Raw genomic sequence first — 19,534 nt, 5'->3', positions numbered from 1 at the left:
TGGCGCAAGACCTGCTCATCGTGATGCGCGTGTATTTTGAAAAGCCGCGCACCACCGTGGGCTGGAAGGGCTACATCAACGACCCGCACCTGGACGGCAGCTTTGCCATCAACGAAGGGCTGGAAAAAGCCCGCGCCCTGCTGCTGGACATTCTGGCGCTGGGCCTGCCCGTGGGCACGGAATTTCTGGATCTGCTCAGCCCGCAGTTCATCAGCGACCTGGTGAGCTGGGGCGCCATTGGCGCGCGCACCACCGAGAGCCAGAGCCACCGCCAGCTGGCCAGCGGGCTGTCGTGCCCCGTGGGCTTCAAGAACGGCACCGACGGCGGCGTGAAGGTGGCGGCCGACGCCATCCAGGCGGCGCAGGCGCCCCACGCCTTCATGGGCATGACCAAAATGGGCCAGGCCGCCATCTTTGAGACGCGCGGCAACCACGACTGCCACATCATCCTGCGCGGCGGCAAGGCGCCCAACTACAGCGCCGCCGACGTGCAGGCCGCCTGCGAACTGCTGGCCAAGGCCGGCCTGCGCCCGCAGGTGATGATCGATCTGTCGCACGCCAACAGCAGCAAGCAGCACCGCCGCCAGATCGACGTGGCGCAGGACGTGGCCGCCCAGATTGCCGCGGGCGACGCGCGCATCACCGGCGTGATGATCGAAAGCCACCTGAACGAGGGCCGCCAGGACATCGTGGACAGCCAGCCGCTGGCGCGCGGCGTGTCGGTGACGGATGCCTGCATCAGCTTCGCGCAGACCGTGCCGGTGCTGCAGCAGCTGGCCCAGGCCGTGCGCCAGCGGCGCGCGCGCAGCGGCGGGGGCCAGATGCCCGCTTGACCTGCGCACCGCACCTGCAAAGCCTGGCCTGAATTTGCCCAGGGGCGTGTAGCATGGTGCAAGACACTTTGTCCAAAGTGGTCTTGCGTGTGGACTTTTTTTGCGCCCCGGAGCCTGCCCATGTTCCTGCCCCCCTCGACAGCCCAAGCCTGCGAAGACCCCGGCGCCGCCGCATGCGCAGCCCTGCAGCGCAGCATGCATGCCATGCGTGGCGGCCTGCCATGACCGGCCGCAGCGCGCTGCGGCCGGCGGAGCGGCAGTACCACGCCCTGTTTACCGAGCACCCGCAGCCCATGTGGATCTGCGCGCGCGACGGCCTGCGCCTGCTGGCCGCCAACCATGCCATGACCCGGCACTATGGCTATGACACCGCCGAGCTGCTGGGCATGGACATGCGCGCGCTGTGGCCGCCCGCCTGCTGCGCCAGCGCCGATGAGGCCGATGCCGCCATCAAGGCGCTGCTGGCGGCCGCGGCTGCCGCGGTTGCGCCTGGCACGGGCGGCACACCGGATCACCACCCGGCCATCTGGCGCCATGTGCGCAAGGATGGCGCGCCCATCGACGTGGAGGTGCTGGCGCGCGAGACCGACTTTGACGGCCGCGCAGCCTGGCAGATTCTGGCAAGCGACGTGACCGAACGCGAGCGCTCCCGGGCCGCGCAATTGCGCATCAGCCAGGCCACCAGCATGCGCCGCGCCTGCAGCGAGATGCTGGTGCGCGCCACATCCGAGGCCGATCTGCTGCACGCCATCTGCCACGCGGCCGTCGAGAAGGGCGGCTACCGCATGGCCTGGGTGGGCATGGTGCGCGACGACGCGCACCGCCGCATCGAGCCTGTGGCCCATGCGGGGCCGGGCGCCGACTATCTGCAGGACCTGCCCGCCAGCTGGTCGCCACACGAGCGCGGCGGCAACGACCCCTCCAGCCTGTGCGTGCGCAGCGGCCAGGCGGTGATCGTGTCCGACGCCTGCGAAAAGCCCCCGCTGCATACCTGGGCTGACCGCATGACCCGCCAAGGCCTGCGTGCGGCCGTCTGCCTGCCGCTGCGCAACGCGCAACGCACCTTCGGGCTGCTGCACCTGTGCGCGGGCGAGGTGCTGCACGTTGATGCGCAAGAGTTGCAGCTGCTGGACGCCTTGGCCGCCGACCTGGCTTTCGGCATCGAAAACCTGCGCGCACGCGCCGAGCAGCAGCGCCTGCAGACCGCGCTGGTCAAGGTGGCCACGGCGGTGTCGGCAGGCGTTGGCGAGACCTTCTTCGAGCACCTGGCGCAGCACATGGCCGACGCACTGGGCGCGCAGATTGCCTGCGTGGGTCGGCTGCTGCCGCCGGTGCAAGGCCAGCCAAGACGCCTGACGACGCTGTCGCTGATGGTCAATGGCGTGGCGCAGCCCCTGGGCGAGTACACGCTGGACGGCACGCCCAGCCAGCAGCTGCTGACCCAGCAGCAGATCGTCATCGACAGCAACGCCGCAGGGCACTACCCGCGCGCGCCCATGCTCAGCCGCGCCGGCGCGCAGGGCTATGTAGGCCAGCAGCTGGCGGGCAGCGATGGCACGCCGATCGGGGTGATCTTCGTGACCTACCAGCAGCCGCTGGAGTCGGCGCAGTTTGTCTGCAACATGCTGCAGATCTTTGCCGCCCGGGCCGCCGCGGAGCTGCAGCGCCAGATGGACGATCAGCGCAACCGCCAGCAGGCATCGCTGCTGGACAAGGCGCGCGACGCCATCATGGTGCTCAGCCCCGACCACCGCATCACGTTCTGGAACGAGGGCGCCGAGCGCATGTACGGCTGGACCCGCGAAGAGGCGCTGGGGCGCCCCATCGCCGAGCTGCTGCACCGCGACCCCAATGCGCACGACGTGGCGCGCGCCAGCGAGCAGCTGATGCGCCTGGGCGGCTGGGACGGCGAAATGGTGCAGTACGACCGCGAGGGCCGCGCCATCGAGGTCGAGGGCCGCTGGACCCTGGTGCTGGACGAGCAGGGCGAACCTCAATCAATCTTCGCCATTCATGCCGACATCGGCGAGCGCAAGCGCAACGAGCGCGAGATCCAGCGCCTGGCCTACTTTGACGCGCTGACCGGCCTGCCCAACCGCATCCACTTCATGGAGCAGGTGGGCAAGGCCCTGGTTCAAGCGCAGCGCCATCGCCAGGGCGGGGCGCTGCTGTTCATCGACCTGGACAACTTCAAGACGCTCAACGACACCCTGGGCCATGACCGCGGCGACCAGCTGCTGCAGCAGGTGGCCCAGCGCCTGGGCAGCTGCGTGCGCGGCGGCGACACCGTGGCGCGGCTGGGCGGCGACGAGTTCGTGGTGCTGCTCGAGCAGCTCAGCGCGCACCAGGACGTGCAGGCCGAGCATGCCAACAAGGCGGGCGAAAAAATCCTGAACGTGCTGGGCACGCCCTACACGCTGGCCGGCTACCAGTATCGCAGCACGCCCAGCATCGGCGTGGCGCTGTTCGGCCAGGAGCACACCACCGTGGGCGAAGTGCTCAAGCAGGCCGACATGGCCATGTACCAGGCCAAGACCGCCGGGCGCAACACGCTGCGCTTTTTCAACCCCGGCATGCAGCAGGCGGTGGCCGAACGCGCGGCGCTGGAGGAAGACCTGCGCGACGCGCTGGCGGGGCAAGAGCTGACACTGCATTACCAGCCGCAGGTCAACGCCCGCGGCGACATTCTGGGCGTGGAGGCCCTGGCACGCTGGCAGCACCCGCGCCGCGGCATGGTGTCGCCCGCCCAGTTCATCCCCCTGGCCGAAGAAACCGGCCTGGTGCTGCCGCTGGGGCGCTGGGTGCTGCACCAGGCCTGCACGCTGCTGGCGTCGTGGCAGAAGGTGCCGGCCATGTCGCACCTGACGATGGCGGTCAACGTCAGCTCGCGCCAGTTTCGCGACCCAGGCTTCGTGGCCGACGTGGCGCGCGTGCTGGCCGTCACCGGCGCGCCGGCGGCGCAGCTCAAGCTGGAGCTGACCGAAAGCCTGCTGGTCGAAGACATCGCAGCCACCATCGAGACCATGGAAGCACTGCGCACCCACGGCGTGGGCTTTGCGCTGGACGACTTCGGCACGGGTTATTCATCGCTGCTGTACCTCAAGCGCATGCCGCTGCGCCAGCTCAAGATTGACCAGAGCTTTGTGCGCGACCTGCTCACCGACCCCAACGACGCGGCCATTGTGCGCACCATCATCGGCCTGGCTGGCAGCCTGGGCCTGGACGTGATTGCAGAGGGCGTCGAGAGCAATGCCCAGCGTGATTGGCTGTCCAAGGCCGGCTGCGACGCCTACCAGGGCTATTTCTTCAACCGCCCCCTGCCGCTGGAGCGGTTGCAGTCTCTGCTGCAAGCATATTTTGGTTGAAAAAGCACGTTATCCCATTCTGGATAAGCGCGAGTAGCTATTAAAAATGAAGCAAATAACCCTTGTGCGCCCTCCGCTGCGGCCCCACTCAGGTTGTTCAATAAAGGTTCTATGAATACATAGTCGTAGTAGTAGAGACGCCCGTTTTTTGTGGACAAGCGCTTTTTTCTTCATCGTGACAGGCACTTGCGCGGGCGCCAAGTCTGTGTCCGAAGGCGGGGCAAAACCAGCGCGAACCGATAACAACTTGATCGCAGCCGCCGCAACTGTGGATAAGCGGCTGGTTGCCCGCCTGATGGCCCCAGCTTTGTCCACAGCACCCGCCGTACCCGCCCGGTGGCAAGCCGGGCGGGGTCAGCGCCTGGATACAGCCTTATCGCGATGCGGGTGCAGCCGGGGCGGCAGGGCCCTGGCCGCGCATGCCGGGCTTGCCCCCATGCCAGTGACCGTGGCCGTGGCCGTCCATGTAGCCGCCCATGTGCCCACCCATGTGTCCACCCATGCCGTTGCCGCGCTGTCCGTACATGCGTGCGCCTTCGGCATCGAAGATTTTTTGCTGCGCAGGCGTCAGCGTGGCGTAGAAGGCTTTGACCGCGTCGCCGCGGCGGTCCATGTCCGCGGCGCGCTGGGCGCGGATGGCGCGCATGCGGTCGATGCGCTCGGGCGTGGTCAGCTGCTCCATGCCTTGCATGTCCAGCCAGGCCTTGCGGGCGCTGGCGTCGGGGTTCATGGACTGCAGCAGGGTGTTCCAGGCGGGCTCCTGCTCGGGGGTGAGCTGCAGTTTCTGCTTGAAGGCCTCGGCGCGCTGGGCCATGTGCTGGGCCATCATCTGCTGACGCTGCTCGGGCGTCATGGCGCGCTGGCGCGGACGATCGCCGCGGTCGGGGCGCTGGGCCTGCTCGGCCGTTGCGGCGGCAGGCGCCGGGCCGCCGGGTTGCGCCAGCGTGGGCATGGCCATGCCGGCCAGAACGGCTGCTGCCACGGCGGTGGCCGCCAGGCGCTGGGTGATCTTGAAACGGGACATGGTGTTTCCTTTCTTGCTTCCAATCGGGAAGGGATGGGCGAAGCGGCCGTCCCACCGGCCGGAAGGACGTGACAGCTCGGCGCCTGCATCACAGTGTGCGCCGTCTGTGTAACGCCGCGGTGAGCCAAGCCTGCGCATGTGTAAAGTTGTGCAAGCCGTGCGTGACGCATGCACCGGCCCGGCTACATTCGCTGCAAATCTAAAACTGCCTCCAGCGCTTATCAGTCAAGCGCGGGCAGCTATCAAATCAGGATCAAAATCAGGATCAGTAGCCGCCCCGCCGTCTGGCAGATCGGGCGCGGGGCGGCCGTATCAAAGGAAACCCGTGTTCAAGAACATCATCGTGTACCGCATCGCCGCCGGCTGGCAGGCCGACCTGACCCAGCTGGAAGAAGCCCTGGCCAAGGCGCCGTTTCAGGAGTGCGGCGCCACGCAGGAAAAATCCAGCGGCTGGGTGCCGCCGCGCGGAGAGGCCCACGGCCTGCTGGCCGAGAGCGTGGGCGGGCAGTGGATTTTGCGCTTCATGACCGAAGCCAAGGTGCTGCCCGCCTCGGTGCTGGCGCGCAAGGTGAAAGAAAAGGCCGAGCACATCGAGCAGCAGACCGGCCGCAAGCCCGGCAAGAAAGAAAGCAAGGAGCTGAAGGACGAAGCCCGTCTGGACCTGCTGCCCATGGCCTTCACCAAGCAGGGCAGCACCTGGGTGTGGATCGACATGGCCGCGCGCCTGCTGGTGCTGGACACCGGCGCCCAGGGCCGCGCCGACGAGATCGTCAGCCTGCTGGTGGAGCACCTGAGCGGCCTGTCGCTGGCGCTGCTGGATACGCAAACCAGCCCGCAGGCCGCGATGGCGCTGTGGCTCAAGGAGCAAGAGCCGCCAGCGGGCTTCAGCATCGACCGCGAATGCGAACTGAAGGCGCCCGACGAGTCCAAGGCCGTGGTGCGCTACGCCCGCCATCCGCTGGACATCGAGGAAGTGCAGGGCCACATCCAGGCCGGCAAGCTGCCCACCAAGCTGGCCATGACCTGGGACGACCGCGTGAGCTTTGTGCTGACCGAAGGCCTGCAACTGAAAAAAGTGGCGTTTCTGGACACTGTGTTCGAGGGCCAGGCGCAGGACGACGGCGGCTTTGATGCCGACGTGGCGATTGCCACCGGCGAGCTGTCGCAGCTGATCCCCGACCTGATCGCGGCGCTGGGTGGCGAAGGGCGCACCGAGCTGGGCGCCGCTGCCGCCACGCTGGCGCCCGCCGCGGGCAAGCTGCATGCGCCCGCCGACGGCCCGGACGACGACGCGCCTTTCTGAGCGCCGACCCCCCATCCATCTGGCGCAAGGCGCTGCATCCATGGCCATCAACCGCGTCTGGACGGGCTTGTTTCTGGTGGCCTTTGTCACCGCCGTGGCGCGCTGGCTGCTGGGCGAGGCGGGCATTTTTCAGGCGCTGCTGACGGCGCTGTTTGACGGCGCGCGCTCGGGCTTCGAGATCTCGCTGGGCCTGGCCGGCATCATGGCGCTGTGGCTGGGCCTGATGCGCGTGGGCGAACGCGCCGGCATGGTCGAGCTGCTGGCGCGCCTGGCCGGGCCGCTGCTGGCGCGGCTGTTTCCGGGCGTGCCAGCGGGCCACCCGGCCCAGGGAGCGATGACCATGAACATCAGCGCCAACCTGCTGGGGCTGGACAACGCCGCCACGCCGCTGGGCCTGAAGGCCATGCAGGAGCTGCAGACCCTCAACCGCGAGCCCGCGGGCCAGGCCAGCAATGCGCAAATCATGTTCGTGGTGATGAACACGGCGGGGCTGACGCTGATTCCCACATCGGTCATTGCCATACGCCAGAGCGTGGCCGTCAAGCAGGGGCTGGGCAGCGGCTTCAACGCGGCGGATATTTTTCTGCCCACGCTGCTGGTCACCTTTGCATCGCTGCTGGCGGGCGTGCTGGCCGTGGCCTTCATGCAGCGCCTGCCGATCTGGCGTGCCCGGCTGCTGGTGCCCCTGCTGGCCGTGGGCGGCCTGCTGGCGGGCGCCGTGGCGGGCCTGGCGCAACTGCCGGCCGATCGCGCCGCGCAGGTGGCCGGCGGCTTTGGCGCAGCGGTGATTCTGGGCGTGGTGGCGCTGTTTTTGGCGGCCGGGGCCTGGCGCCGCGTGAATGTCTATGACGCCTTCATCGACGGCGCCAAGGAGGGCTTTGGCGTGGTGGTGCAGATCATTCCCTACCTGGTGGCCATTTTGGCGGCCATTGGCGTGTTTCGCGCAGCGGGCTGCATGGACGCGCTGCTGGCCGTGATTGGCGCGGGTGTGGCGGCGCTGGGCTGGAACACCGACTTTCTGCCCGCGCTGCCCGTCGGGTTGATGAAGGTGCTGTCGGGCGCGGGCGCGCGCGGCTTGATGATCGACGTGATGCAGACCCACGGCGTGGACTCTTTTGCGGGGCGCCTGGCCGCCATCATGCAGGGATCGACAGAAACCACTTTCTACGTGCTGGCCGTGTATTTCGGCAGCGTGGGCATCAAGCACCACCGCCACGCCCTGGGCTGCGCCCTGCTGGCTGACATGGTGGGCCTGCTGGCAGCCTTATTCGTGGGCTACGCCTTGCTGCGCTGACCGCAGCGGTTCGTTTCTCAAAAAAAAGCCCGTCAGGGCTTTTTTTTCGCCCAAAAACCGTGCAGAACCACCCCGGATCAGTCCTTTTCAGGCCCGCCACGGCCCGCGCCACGCCTGTCTGCTGTTATTCACTAAAGCTTCTATTTAAAGATAGTGGTAGTAGTAGAGCAGCGCCTGTGCTGTGGGTAAGCGGTTTTTTGCGTTGCAGATCAAGCACTTCCATGCTGTCAAACCCTGGGGAGGACGATAGGCGGCTGCTGCACCCGAAATGGGGACAAAAACCGCGCGCAGCCCGTGCCTGTGCATAACTGCCTGGTTGTGCCAGAACACTCCGCAGGCTTATCCACAGGCGCGGCGGTAGTGCTGGAAAGCCGGACGATTGCGGGACAATGCGGGCCCGTGTGTTTTCAACAGAGTCTTGCCGTGACCGATTCCGTCCTGATCCCCTTGCCCGACCGCCTGTCCATCGACCCGCGCAGCCCCCACCATGTGGCGGCCGTGTTTCAACAGACGGCGGATATCGGTATCCGCTTCAACGGCAAGGAGCGCTTTGACGTGGAGGAGTACTGCGTGAGCGAAGGCTGGATCAAGGTGCCCGCCGGCAAGACCCTGGACCGCAAGGGCCGCCCGCTGCTGATCACGCTCAAGGGCAGCGTGGAGGCGTTCTACAAGTGATGGGTACAGGAGTGACGCGCTGCGATGGCTGCGTCATCCTTGCATACCAAAAATGGCTGTCGCGGTTGACGGATCAACGCGAGCAGCTATGGTTTTTGATGATTTCGCGGCGGGGCCGGGCTGGGCGTCTGCGCAGCCAGGTCGTCCAGAATGGGGCAGTCGGGCCGGTCGTCGCCGTGGCAGCACTGCACCAGCGCCTGCAGGCTGCGCTGCATGGCCTGCATGGCGGCGATGCGCTCGCTCAGGCTGGCGATGTGTTTTTGCGCAATCTGCTTGACCTGGCTGCTGGCGCGTGCCTTGTCCTGCCACAGGCTGAGCAGGTGGGTGATTTCTTCGATCGAAAAACCCAGGTCGCGCGCGCGGCGGATGAAGCGCAGGGTGTGCACGTCGGCCCCGGTGTACTGGCGGTAGCCGGCGCCGGTGCGCGCCACGCCGGTCAGCAGGCCCAGCGATTCGTAATGCCGCACCATGCGCGCCGACACGCCCGCGCGCCGGGCTGCGGTGCCGATGGGCACGGGCCAGTCGTGCGCGGGGGCGGCTTGCGGGTGGGTGGCCGGATGCTCGGCCGGGCGTGGTGTCACGCGGCGACCTTGTAGCCTTCTTCCTGGATGGCGTTGGCCAGCGCCTCGCGCGACTGGTCGCTCTCTACCACCACCTGGCCGGTGGCCAGATCCACCTTGACGAGGGCGTCGGTATCCACCTGGCGCACGGCGTGCACCACGGCGCGCTCGCAATGGCCGCAGGTCATGCCCTGGACTTGAAATGTGTACTGCATGAGGGGTCCTTCCGAAAGAAATGGAGGGTTGGGGGAGTGCAGGTCAGTGAATGACCGACAGCCGCATCATGAAGCCTGACATGGTGTCAAAGTCAAGCGGTCAGGGTGCATCGCCTGCGGGCTTGACCTTTTCATCATGTCAGGGTTTAAGGTGCGTCCCATGTTCTCTTTCTGGATACCAAGGTGGCTCTCATGACCTCTGCTTCTGTGACCCCTGCCGCCGCGGGCGATGCCCCGGCGAACACGCTGGATCTGGGCATTGCCGGCATGACCTGCGCCAGCTGCGTGGGCCGTGTAGAGCGCGCGCTGCGCAAGGTGCCGGGCGTGCAGGACGCCACGGTGAACCTGGCGACCGAGCGCGCGCACATCGTGTTTGATGCCGCCAGCGCCGCGGGCATGGACGCGCTGGCGCGCCGCGCCGTGCGCAACGCCGGCTACGAGCCGCGCAGCGTGGCCGAGCAGGAGGCGGGCGAGGAGCAGGCCCAGTCGCCCTGGGCGGGCTTTGCGCCTGTGGCGGCGGGGCTGGTGCTGTCGGCGCCGCTGGTGGTGCCCATGATGCTTGGCGTCATTCCTGGATCTTTGGCGGATCTGTTCGGCCGGCACTGGATGCTGCCGGCCTGGCTGCAGTTTGTGCTGGCCACGCCGGTGCAGTTCATCCTGGGGGCGCGTTTTTACAAGGCGGGCTGGCATGCCGCCAAGGCGCTCACGGGCAACATGGATTTGCTGGTGGCCATTGGCACCAGCGCGGGTTACGGCCTGTCGCTGTGGCTGTGGGCCACGGCCCACCCAGGGCACATGCCGCACCTGTACTTTGAGGCGTCGGCCGTGGTCATCACGCTGGTGTTGCTGGGCAAGTGGCTGGAGGCGCGGGCCAAGCGCCAGACCACCGCGGCCATCCGCGCGCTGCATGCGCTGCGCCCGGACGTGGCCCACCTGCTCGGCCCCGATGGCGAGGTGGACGTGCCGATTGCCGAGGTGATGGCCGGCGACCGGCTGGTGGTGCGCCCGGGCGAGCGCATCCCCGTGGACGGCACGGTGGTGCAAGGGCACACGCAGGTGGACGAGTCCATGCTGACCGGCGAGCCGCTGCCGGTGGCGCGCAGCGCCGACGGCCCCGAGGGTGGGGCGCTGACGGGCGGCTCCATCAACGGTGACGGCCGCATCGTGATGCAGGTGACGGCCGTGGGTGCCGAGACGGTGCTGGCGCGCATCATCCGCCTGGTGGAGGATGCGCAGTCGGCCAAGGCGCCCATCCAGCGGCTGGTGGACCAGGTGTCCGCCGTCTTCGTGCCGGTGGTGCTGGTGATTGCGCTGGTCACTCTGCTGGGCTGGCTGTGGGCGGGCGCGGGGGTGGAGGCGGCGCTGATCCACGCCGTGGCGGTGCTGGTGATTGCCTGCCCCTGTGCGCTGGGGCTGGCCACGCCGGCGGCCATCATGGCTGGCACGGGCGTGGCGGCCAGGCACGGCATTCTCATCAAGGATGCCGAGGCGCTGGAGACTGCCCACCGCGTGCAGACCGTGGCCTTTGACAAGACCGGCACGCTGACCGTGGGCCGTCCGCGGCTGACGGCGTTTCACGTGGAACCGGGCGCGGACGAGGCCGCGCTGCTGCAGGCCGTGGCCGCGGTGCAAAGCGGCAGCGAGCACCCGCTGGCACGCGCAGTGGTGGCCGCCGCCCAGGAGCGCGGGCTGGCCCTGCCTGCGCCCGATGGCGTGCGCGCCGTGCCCGGGCGCGGCACCGAAGGCGCGGTGGACGGCCGCAGCTACCTGGTCGGCAGCCTGCGCTGGATGCAGGAGCTGGGCGTGGACTTGACAGCCCTGGCCGATCGCGCCGCCGCGCTGCAGGCCAAGGGCGCCACCGTGTCGGCCGTGGCCGAGCGCACGGCGCAAGGCTTGGCCGCGCGCGCGCTGCTGGCCTTTGGCGACGAGCCCAAGCCCGGCGCGCGCGAGGCGCTGGCGCAACTGCGCGCCCAGGGCGTGCGCTGCGTGATGATCTCGGGCGACAACCGCGGCGCAGCCGAGGCCATGGCCAGGCGCTTGGGGCTGGACCCCGACGCAGGCGAGGTGATGGCCGAAGTGCTGCCCGGCGACAAGGCCGCGGCCGTGAATGCGCTGAAGGCGCAAGGGCATGATGAGCGCCGCAGGGCCGCCCCAAGGCGCGAAGGCCCCCTTGGGGGGCAGCGACCCAGCGCAGCGGCGGAGCGTGGGGGTCATGTGGTTGCCATGGTGGGCGACGGCGTGAACGACGCGCCCGCGCTGGCCGCCGCTGACGTCGGCATGGCCATGGGCAACGGCACCGACGTTGCCATGCATGCGGCCGGCATCACGCTGATGCGCGGCGACCCGCAGCTGGTGGCGGCGGCGCTGGACATCTCGCGGCGCACGGTGGCCAAGATTCGCCAGAACCTGTTCTGGGCGTTTGTGTACAACGTGGCGGGCATTCCGCTGGCGGCGCTGGGCTATCTGAGCCCGGTGGTGGCCGGTGCCGCGATGGCGCTGAGCTCGGTCAGCGTGATGACGAATGCGCTGCTGCTCAAGCGCTGGCGTGGCCGGTAGGGCGCAAGGAGCCGAAAGGGCCGTCAACGGACACACCAGCTACGCGCGAATGCGCAGCCGCCGGATCGCCGTTTTGTGTGGGCTTCTACGGTGATGTACCAAGACGATTTGTCGTTTTTGTCTGGCAAACTGCAACTTTTGGTTGCATGTTGGATTGCGGCATCCGCAGCGGGTACCCCCAGGAGCCTAGGAACACAGTGATGAATATTGACGCACTCATTCGGAATTTCACCATTCGGCTGCGCATGATTGGCGCCATCGCGGTGGTGCTGGGCCTGCTTGGCCTGCTGGGCAGCGCGGGCATGGTGGGCATGTTTCGCATCCACGGCTTGAGCCAGGAGTTCATCCAGCAGCCGCATGAGGCGGTCAAGCTGCTGGGCCAGCTGCGCGGCGAGATGGGTGAGATTCGCCAGCACGAGAAGGACATGATCATTCACTATGAGCGGCCCGAGTCGGTACGCACCGCGCACGATCGCTGGCTGGCGGCGCTGGATCGCACCAAAAAGGTGACGGACTCCCTGGGCAACCTGTGGCAGGGTGAAGACCTGGCCCTGGTGCAGGATTTGTCCAGGCACCTGGTGGCCTACCGCGAGCAGTTTGCCCATGTGGCCCGGCAGCTGGAAGCCGGGGGCTACGACACCGCCACGGTGGCCAACCGGATGAGCGGCAGGGCCGTGGAGCAGTTTGCGGGCGCCAGCGAAAAAATGGCGGCCCTGGACAAACGCATACTCACCGAAGTGGATGCCGCCCTTGAGCGCCAAGCCAGCATTACCACCAACACCAAATGGCTGTTTGCCCTGGCTGTGCTGCTCACCGTGGCGGTGGTGGTGCCGCTGACGCTGATGAACATGGTGTCTATCTGCCGGCCGCTGGAGGTGGCCCGCAAGATGGCGCAGTCGATCGCCGGGGGTGACCTGTCGCAGCGCATCGAGGTGCACGGCCGCGACGAAGTGGCCGATCTGCAGCGCGCCCTCATGGAGATGCAGGATGGCCTGGGTGCGCTGGTCTCGCAGGTGCGCGATGCCAGCGGCAGCATTGCCAGCGCCAGTCAGGAAATCGCCACCGGCAACCAGGACTTGTCTGTCCGCACCGAGCAAACCGCCAGCAATGCCCAGGAGGCGGTGGCCGCGCTGTCACAGCTCACCGCGACGGTGCAGCAGACGGCATCGTCATCGCAGGTGGCCAATCAGCTGGTCGCATCGGCGTCGGGCATTGCCACGCAGGGCGGGCAGGTGGTGCAGCAGGCGGTGGCCAGCATGCACGACATTTCGGCCTCCAGCCGCAAGATCGCCGACATCATCGGCGTGATCGACGGCATTGCCTTCCAGACCAACATCCTGGCGCTGAACGCTGCCGTCGAGGCTGCGCGCGCGGGCGAGCAGGGCCGCGGCTTTGCCGTGGTGGCCAGCGAGGTGCGCAGCCTGGCGCAGCGCAGCGCCGGCGCCGCCAAGGAGATCAAGGGCCTGATCAGCTCCAGCGTGCAGGCCGTCGATGGCGGCGTGCGCCACGTGGAAGATGCGGGCAAGGCCATGCAGGAGATCGTGACCAGCGTGCAGCGCGTGAACGACATCATTGGCGAGATCAGCTCTGCCGCTGCCGAGCAGGCGTCGGGCATCGGCGCGGTCAACGCCTCGGTGGGCGAGATCGACCGCATGACGCAGCAAAACGCCGCGCTGGTGGAGCAATCGGCAGCCGCCGCCGAGTCTCTGCGCGACCAGGCCGCGCGTCTGTCGCAGGTGGTGCAGCAGTTTCAGCTGTCCCACGCCCAGCACGCCGCGGTGGCCGCTCGCCGCATGCCTGCCAGCGGCGCCTCGGCGGCGCTGAACATGGCGGCCGCCCAGCCCCGTCTGGGTCTGTCCTGAGCGCTGCCGCTGCGGCTGGGGCGCCGCAGGGTCACAAGAAGGCAGAGCAAGGGGTCGTCTGCCCGGGCCGATGCCTCAGGCGGGCGTCTCGTCCAGCGTGGGGTAGTCGATGTAGCCGTGCTCGCCACCGCCATAGAAGGTGGTCCGGTCCCATGCGTTGAGCGGCGCGTTGCGCTGCAGACGCTCCACCAGGTCGGGGTTGGAGATGAAGGCACGGCCAAAGGCCACCATGTCGGCACGCCCGCTGGCCACCGCCTCCAGGGCCATGTCGCGGTCGTAGCCGTTGTTGACCATCCAGGCGCCGCGCCCGCCCGCGCTGCGGTAGGCGTTCTTGAAGGCGGCGTAGTCAAAGGGGCGTCCATCGACCTCGCGCGGGCCGCCCGTGGAGCCTTCGATCACGTGGACGAAGGCCAGGCCCAGCGGCGCCAGATGGCGTGCCAGGTATTCAAACAGCGGCTGGGGGTGGCTGTCGTGGATGTCATTGGATGGGGTGACCGGCGACAGACGAATGCCCACGCGGGCGCCGCCAATTGCATCCACCACGGCACGCGTCACCTCCAGCATCAGGCGGGCGCGGTTGGGAATGCTGCCGCCGTAATCGTCCTTGCGCTGGTTGGCGCCGTCCTTGAGGAACTGATCCAGCAGGTAGCCGTTGGCGCCGTGGATCTCCACGCCGTCAAAGCTCGCCGACAGCACGGCGTGGCGCGCAGCAGCAGCGTAGGCGTGGACGATGTCGGGCAGCTCCTCGGCCGTCAGCGCGCGCGGCGTGGACGTGGGCACGAACTCGCCCTGGCCGGTGGCCGCATCCACCAGGTAGGTTTGCGACTGCGCGCGCAGGGCCGACGGCGCCACGGGCGCGCCGCCCTCGGGCTGCAGGGCGGTGTGCGACACGCGCCCCACATGCCACAGCTGGGTGACGATCTTGCCGCCACGCGCGTGCACCGCCTGGGTGACGCGCTTCCAGCCGTCAAGCTGATCGGTGCCATACAGGCCCGGCACGTCGGAATAGCCCTGGCCCTGGTGGGTGATGGCCGTGCCCTCGGTGATCAACAGGCCCGCGCTGGCGCGCTGGGCGTAATAGGTGGCGGTAATGTCCTGCGGCACGGCTTGGGGCGAGCGGTTGCGCGTCAGCGGCGCCATGGCGATGCGGTTGGCCAGGTGCAGGTCACCGGCGTGGATGGGATCGAACAGAGTGGTCATGAAATTGGCAGACGTAGCAAAGGGGAGGAGACAGCGCCCCGCAACGCCGGCGCAGCCGGGGCGGGGCGATACGGCGCAGCAGCGCGGGTGGTTTGCTTATTTCAGCAGCCCTTCGGCCTTCATGGCGGCCTGCACGGCGGGACGGGCGGCGATGCGCTCGCGGTAGGCAGCCAGGTTTTTCAGGCCGGAGATGTCCAGCTGCACGTAGGCCGCCCAGTTGGTCACGGTAAACAGGTAGGCGTCAGCCACGCTGAAATGCTCGCCCATCAGGTAGGACTTGTGGGCCAGTTCGCCGTCAACCCATTGCAGACGGCTGAGCAGTTGCTCGCGCACCTGGGGCTTGTAGTCCTCGGGCGTGCCGGGCTTGAAAAGGGGGCTGAAGCCCTTGTGGATCTCGGTGCCGATGAAGGTCAGCCATTCTTGCAGGCGGTAGCGTGCCAGCGTGCCGTTGGCGGGGGCCAGGTTTTTGTGTGGCGCCTGATCGGCCAGGTATTGCACGATGGCCGGGCCCTCGCGCAGGCGCGTTCCGTCGTCCAGCTCCAGCACCGGCACATAGCCCAGGGGGTTGATGCTGTAGAAATCGGTGCCGTCCTGCAGCTTGTGGCTCTTGGTGCTGGCCAGCACCGGGGTGTAGGCCAGGCCGGCTTCATGCAGCACGATGTGGGGCGACAGGGAGCAGGCGCCGGGGGAGTAGTAGAGCTTCATGCGGTTTCGTCCTTTCGGGGGTGGATGGGCAATCCGGTTGCAAGCGCAATGCTATGACTGTGCCTGCGCGCCTGTCACGCTGGGGTTTTTGCACGACGTCACGCCGGGCGGGTGGCCTCTTCCAGCCGGGTGAGCCAGTACATGGCCTGTGCGCGGCTGTGGCCGCACATGGCGGTGCTGGGCTGCAGCGACGCGCACACCGCCGGCCGGCCCGGCTGGCCAAAAATGCGGCAGCGAGCATCGGCATCCAGTTGCACACAGGGCACGCCGGCGGGCTTGCCCTGCGGCATGCCTGGGATGGGAGAGGTAATCGACGGCGCCGTGCAGCAGGCGCCGCAGCCGGCACGGCATTCCATATTGCTATTAAAATCATAGCTATTGACGCTTGTTACACAAGCGCTGGCGGCTGTTTTGGCTGAAATCATGGCGCACCATGCAGCCGCCGTGCTGCCCATAGAACCTGCTCCACTACGCCGCGCACACGGTCGGCCTGGCCCGCGTCGATGAGCTGACCCTGGGCGTCAAAGGCACTGCCTGCCTGGGATAGTGCAAAGTTGCGCGGCGCCAGCCAGCATTGCAGGTTGACGAGCAGCGGCGCCAGATGACCTTGCGAGCGAAGCCCGCCCAGCGCGCCGTTGGAGGCGCTGAGCATGCCCACCACCTTGCCGGCAAACGGGCGTGTAGCGTCATGCCACACCGGGTGGCCCGCCACCGGGCTGGATGCCCAGTCGATGGTGTTTTTGAGCAGGCCGGTGTAGCTGCCGTTGTACTCGGGCGAGCAAATGACCCAGGCGGGGTGGGCATCCAGCATGTCTTTCAGCCGGATCACGTCGGGCGGCGTGCCGGCGGCTTCCAGGTCGGCGTTGTAGAGCGGGATGTCGAAGTCGGCCAGTTCCAGCAGCGTGACCTGGGCACCCATGTCGCGGCCCATCTGTGCTGCCACGGCGGCCAGGCGGCGGTTGAAGGATTGGCGGCGGGTGCTGCCCGCGAAGACGAGGAACTTCATGCACGCCATTGAAGCACAGACGGGCCGATGGGCAGGTGGGGTCTGGTTTCACGTGAAACAACCGGGGCTGCGCAGCGGCTTGGCAAAGGTGGGAAAATCGCGGCCTTTGTTCGTGGCCTGTGGCCGTGGCACTGCACAACTGCAGTACGGCAGGGCGGTGCCGGCGCCGTGAAAGCCGGGCTTGTTCACCGATTGAAAAGGGCCGCACCGGGCCCGGAGCTCCCCACCATGTTGTACCCCCAGGAATTCGATGTCATCGTCGTCGGCGGTGGCCATGCCGGCACCGAGGCCGCCTTGGCCGCGGCGCGCATGGGCTGCAAGACCTTGCTGCTCACCCACAACATCGAGACACTGGGGCAGATGAGCTGCAACCCCAGCATTGGCGGCATCGGCAAGGGCCACCTGGTCAAGGAGGTGGACGCGCTGGGCGGCGCCATGGCGCTGGCGACGGACGAGGCGGGCATTCAGTTCCGCATCCTCAACAGCAGCAAGGGCCCGGCCGTGCGGGCCACGCGCGCGCAGGCCGACCGCATCCTGTACAAGGCCGCGATCCGCCGCATGCTGGAAAACCAGCCCAACCTGTGGCTGTTCCAGCAGGCGGTGGACGACCTGATGGTGGAGGGCGATGGGGACGGCGCCCGGGTGGTCGGCGCCGTCACGCAGGTGGGTATCCGCTTTCGCAGCCGCACCGTGGTGCTGACGGCGGGTACGTTTCTGGACGGCAAGATCCATGTGGGTCTGAACAACTACGCGGCCGGCCGCGCGGGCGACCCGCCGGCGGTGAGCCTGTCGGCGCGCCTCAAAGAATTGCAACTGCCGCAGGGGCGCCTGAAGACCGGCACCCCGCCGCGCATCGATGGGCGCAGCATCGACTTCAGCCAGTGCGAGGAGCAACCCGGCGACGGCATGCCCGGCGGCGTGAACGAGGGTGCCGTGCCCGTGTTCAGCTTCATGGGCAGCGCGGCCATGCACCCGCGCCAGGTGCCGTGCTGGATCACGCACACCAATGCGCGCACGCATGACATCATCCGCAGCGGCTTTGACCGCAGCCCCATGTTCACCGGCAAGATCGAAGGCGTGGGGCCGCGCTACTGCCCCAGCGTGGAGGACAAGATCAACCGCTTTGCCGACAAGGAAAGCCACCAGATCTTTCTGGAACCCGAAGGACTGACCACGCACGAGTTCTACCCCAACGGCATCAGCACCAGCCTGCCGTTCGACATTCAGTACGCCCTGGTGCGCAGCATGCGCGGCCTGGAGAATGCGCACATCCTGCGTCCGGGCTACGCCATTGAATACGACTACTTTGATCCGCGATCGCTCAAGAGCAGCTTTGAGACGCGCCAGATCCAGGGCTTGTTCTTCGCGGGCCAGATCAACGGCACCACGGGCTATGAAGAGGCCGCCGCCCAGGGCCTGTTTGCCGGCATCAACGCCGCGCTGCAATGCCGGGAGATCAACGGCGAACCCAACGGGTTCGGGGGTGCCTGGTTGCCGGGGCGCGACGAAGCCTATCTGGGCGTGCTGGTGGACGACCTGATCACCAAGGGCGTGACCGAGCCTTACCGCATGTTCACCAGCCGGGCCGAGTTCCGCCTGCAGCTGCGCGAGGACAACGCCGACATGCGTCTGACCGAGGTGGGCCGCAAAATGGGGTTGATCGATGATGCGCGCTGGGAGGCATTCAGCCGCAAGCGCGATGCTGTTTCACGTGAAACAGAGCGCCTGAAGGCTACCTGGGTGAATCCGCGCAACCTGCCGGCGGCAGAGTCCGAGCGGGTGCTGGGCAAGAGCATTGAGCATGAGTACAACCTGTTCGAGTTGCTACGCCGCCCGGATGTGGGCTATGAGAGCCTTATGTCGCTGGATGGTGGCAAGTACGCGTCGCCTGATGTTTCACGTGAAACGCTGGACGATTTGAGCGCACCGGTGATCGAGCAAGTCGAGATTGCTGCCAAGTATTCGGGCTACATCGACCGCCAGCGTGACGAGGTGCAGCGGGCCGCACACTTTGAAAAGCTGCGCCTGCCCGATGACCTGGACTACATGCAGGTGGCTGCGCTGTCGATCGAGGTGCGGCAAAAGCTGCAAGCGCACCGGCCCGAGACGCTGGGGCAAGCGTCGCGCATTTCCGGCGTCACCCCGGCGGCCATTTCGTTGCTGATGGTGCACTTGAAAAAGGGCGGCTTCAAAGGCTTTGCCGCGCAGGCGGCGGACGGCGTTGAGGCGTCCGCATGAACGCGCTATTGAACACCCCTTTGGCGCAATCGCTGAATGACGGCATCCAGGCTCTGGGGCTGGAGTTGACGCCGCAGCAGATCGCCCAACTGCTGGACTTTCTGGCGCTGCTGCAAAAATGGAACAAGGTTTACAACCTGACGGCAGTACGCGACCCGCAGGAAATGCTGACCCATCACCTGCTCGACAGCCTGGCGGCCGTGCTGCCGCTGCGCCGCTACCTGGCTGGCGCGCCCGGGGCAGGGCAGGGCGTGCGGCTGCTGGACGTTGGCTCGGGCGGCGGCCTGCCTGGCGTGGTGTTCGCCATTTGCTGCCCCGATGTGGATGTGAGCTGCGTGGACACCGTGGCCAAGAAGGCGGCCTTCATCCAGCAGGCGGCGGCGGCGTTGGCGCTGCGCAATTTGCATGGCATCCATGCGCGCGTGGAAACGCTGAGCGGCCCGTTCGACGTGGTCAGCTGCCGTGCCTTTGCCGCGCTGGCCGACTTCACCGCGTGGTCGCGCCAAGCCCTGGCGCCGCATGGCGTGTGGCTGGCCATGAAGGGCAAGCACCCGGGCGAAGAAATGGCTGCGCTACCCGCCGATGTGACCGTGTTTCACGTGGAACCACTTACCGTGCCGGGTCTGCAGGCCGAGCGCTGCATCATCTGGCTGCGCCCCGTGGCGTAAACTCTGGCACCCCCTTCGGCTTCGCAAACC

At 67.5% G+C, this 19,534-nt stretch carries 15 protein-coding genes and 1 pseudogene; 9 read left to right on the top strand and 7 right to left on the bottom strand.

What is annotated here, in order from left to right:
- Both AB7E35_RS11325 and AB7E35_RS11320 read left to right on the top strand, forming a co-directional pair.
- Nucleotides 1-833: 3-deoxy-7-phosphoheptulonate synthase (locus AB7E35_RS11325; protein ID WP_428167583.1), on the top strand; the 833-nt coding region annotated here is incomplete at its 5' end.
- A gap of 239 nt (nucleotides 834-1,072) precedes the next feature.
- A pseudogene (locus AB7E35_RS11320) lies at nucleotides 1,073-4,198 on the top strand (EAL domain-containing protein); the annotation flags it as partial.
- 373 nt (nucleotides 4,199-4,571) lie between these two features.
- On the opposite strand, the gene AB7E35_RS11315 reads toward AB7E35_RS11320, so the two are convergent.
- Entirely contained in the window at nucleotides 4,572-5,222 is a 651-nt protein-coding gene (locus tag AB7E35_RS11315; RefSeq protein WP_428167582.1) for a Spy/CpxP family protein refolding chaperone, read from the bottom strand.
- Nucleotides 5,223-5,547: 325 nt separating this feature from the next.
- Here AB7E35_RS11315 and AB7E35_RS11310 point away from each other — a divergent pair, with 325 nt between their 5' ends.
- From AB7E35_RS11310 to AB7E35_RS11300, 3 genes are all read left to right on the top strand, one after another.
- Nucleotides 5,548-6,525: a recombination-associated protein RdgC gene (locus AB7E35_RS11310; protein WP_428167581.1), complete on the top strand. Its 978-nt coding sequence runs from the start codon at nucleotides 5,548-5,550 to the stop codon at nucleotides 6,523-6,525.
- Between the two features lie 40 nt (nucleotides 6,526-6,565).
- Complete coding sequence (locus tag AB7E35_RS11305; RefSeq protein WP_428163529.1) at nucleotides 6,566-7,819, top strand: nucleoside recognition domain-containing protein; 1,254 nt, start codon at nucleotides 6,566-6,568, stop codon at nucleotides 7,817-7,819.
- Between the two features lie 423 nt (nucleotides 7,820-8,242).
- Nucleotides 8,243-8,494 carry a DUF3297 family protein gene (locus AB7E35_RS11300; protein WP_428163530.1) on the top strand — a complete coding sequence of 84 codons (252 nt, stop codon included), beginning with the start codon at nucleotides 8,243-8,245 and terminating at the stop codon, nucleotides 8,492-8,494.
- Nucleotides 8,495-8,580: 86 nt separating this feature from the next.
- On the opposite strand, the gene cueR is transcribed toward AB7E35_RS11300, so the two are convergent.
- Nucleotides 8,581-9,075 (bottom strand): Cu(I)-responsive transcriptional regulator, encoded by a 495-nt coding sequence (cueR, locus tag AB7E35_RS11295; RefSeq protein ID WP_428163531.1) that lies wholly within the window; start codon nucleotides 9,073-9,075, stop codon nucleotides 8,581-8,583.
- Nucleotides 9,072-9,269, bottom strand: a complete 198-nt coding sequence (locus AB7E35_RS11290; RefSeq protein ID WP_428163532.1) for a heavy-metal-associated domain-containing protein — start codon at nucleotides 9,267-9,269, stop codon at nucleotides 9,072-9,074. Before AB7E35_RS11290 ends, cueR begins: the two co-directional genes overlap by 4 nt.
- Before the next feature lie 192 nt (nucleotides 9,270-9,461).
- Between AB7E35_RS11290 and AB7E35_RS11285 the strand changes: the two genes are divergently transcribed.
- Together AB7E35_RS11285 and AB7E35_RS11280 are read left to right on the top strand one after the other, a co-directional pair.
- On the top strand, nucleotides 9,462-11,825 hold the full coding sequence (locus AB7E35_RS11285) for a heavy metal translocating P-type ATPase (protein WP_428167580.1): 2,364 nt from the start codon (nucleotides 9,462-9,464) through the stop codon (nucleotides 11,823-11,825).
- Between the two features lie 200 nt (nucleotides 11,826-12,025).
- On the top strand, nucleotides 12,026-13,687 hold the full coding sequence (locus tag AB7E35_RS11280) for a methyl-accepting chemotaxis protein (protein WP_428163534.1): 1,662 nt from the start codon (nucleotides 12,026-12,028) through the stop codon (nucleotides 13,685-13,687).
- Between the two features lie 75 nt (nucleotides 13,688-13,762).
- On the opposite strand, the gene AB7E35_RS11275 is transcribed toward AB7E35_RS11280, so the two are convergent.
- From AB7E35_RS11275 to AB7E35_RS11260, 4 genes are all read right to left on the bottom strand, one after another.
- Nucleotides 13,763-14,887, bottom strand: coding sequence for an alkene reductase (locus tag AB7E35_RS11275; protein ID WP_428163535.1), 1,125 nt, complete (start codon nucleotides 14,885-14,887; stop codon nucleotides 13,763-13,765).
- 96 nt (nucleotides 14,888-14,983) lie between these two features.
- Entirely contained in the window at nucleotides 14,984-15,592 is a 609-nt protein-coding gene (gene gstA / locus AB7E35_RS11270) for a glutathione transferase GstA (RefSeq protein WP_428163536.1), read from the bottom strand.
- A gap of 98 nt (nucleotides 15,593-15,690) precedes the next feature.
- Nucleotides 15,691-15,948, bottom strand: a complete 258-nt coding sequence (locus tag AB7E35_RS11265; protein ID WP_428163537.1) for a YkgJ family cysteine cluster protein — start codon at nucleotides 15,946-15,948, stop codon at nucleotides 15,691-15,693.
- Nucleotides 15,949-16,013: 65 nt separating this feature from the next.
- Nucleotides 16,014-16,598, bottom strand: coding sequence for an NADPH-dependent FMN reductase (locus AB7E35_RS11260; RefSeq protein ID WP_428163538.1), 585 nt, complete (start codon nucleotides 16,596-16,598; stop codon nucleotides 16,014-16,016).
- A gap of 228 nt (nucleotides 16,599-16,826) precedes the next feature.
- On the opposite strand from AB7E35_RS11260, the gene mnmG reads away from it, so the two are divergent.
- Both mnmG and rsmG read left to right on the top strand, forming a co-directional pair.
- Nucleotides 16,827-18,836 (top strand): tRNA uridine-5-carboxymethylaminomethyl(34) synthesis enzyme MnmG, encoded by a 2,010-nt coding sequence (mnmG, locus tag AB7E35_RS11255; protein ID WP_428163539.1) that lies wholly within the window; start codon nucleotides 16,827-16,829, stop codon nucleotides 18,834-18,836.
- Nucleotides 18,833-19,504 (top strand): 16S rRNA (guanine(527)-N(7))-methyltransferase RsmG, encoded by a 672-nt coding sequence (rsmG, locus tag AB7E35_RS11250; protein WP_428163540.1) that lies wholly within the window; start codon nucleotides 18,833-18,835, stop codon nucleotides 19,502-19,504. Before mnmG ends, rsmG begins: the two co-directional genes overlap by 4 nt.
- Nucleotides 19,505-19,534 lie beyond the last annotated feature (30 nt).

The organism is Diaphorobacter sp., assembly GCF_050251835.1.
Lineage (GTDB): Bacteria > Pseudomonadota > Gammaproteobacteria > Burkholderiales > Burkholderiaceae_C > JBFXIE01.
Note: the sequence above shows the minus strand (reverse complement) of the source record. Positions and strands in the feature narration are given on the sequence as shown.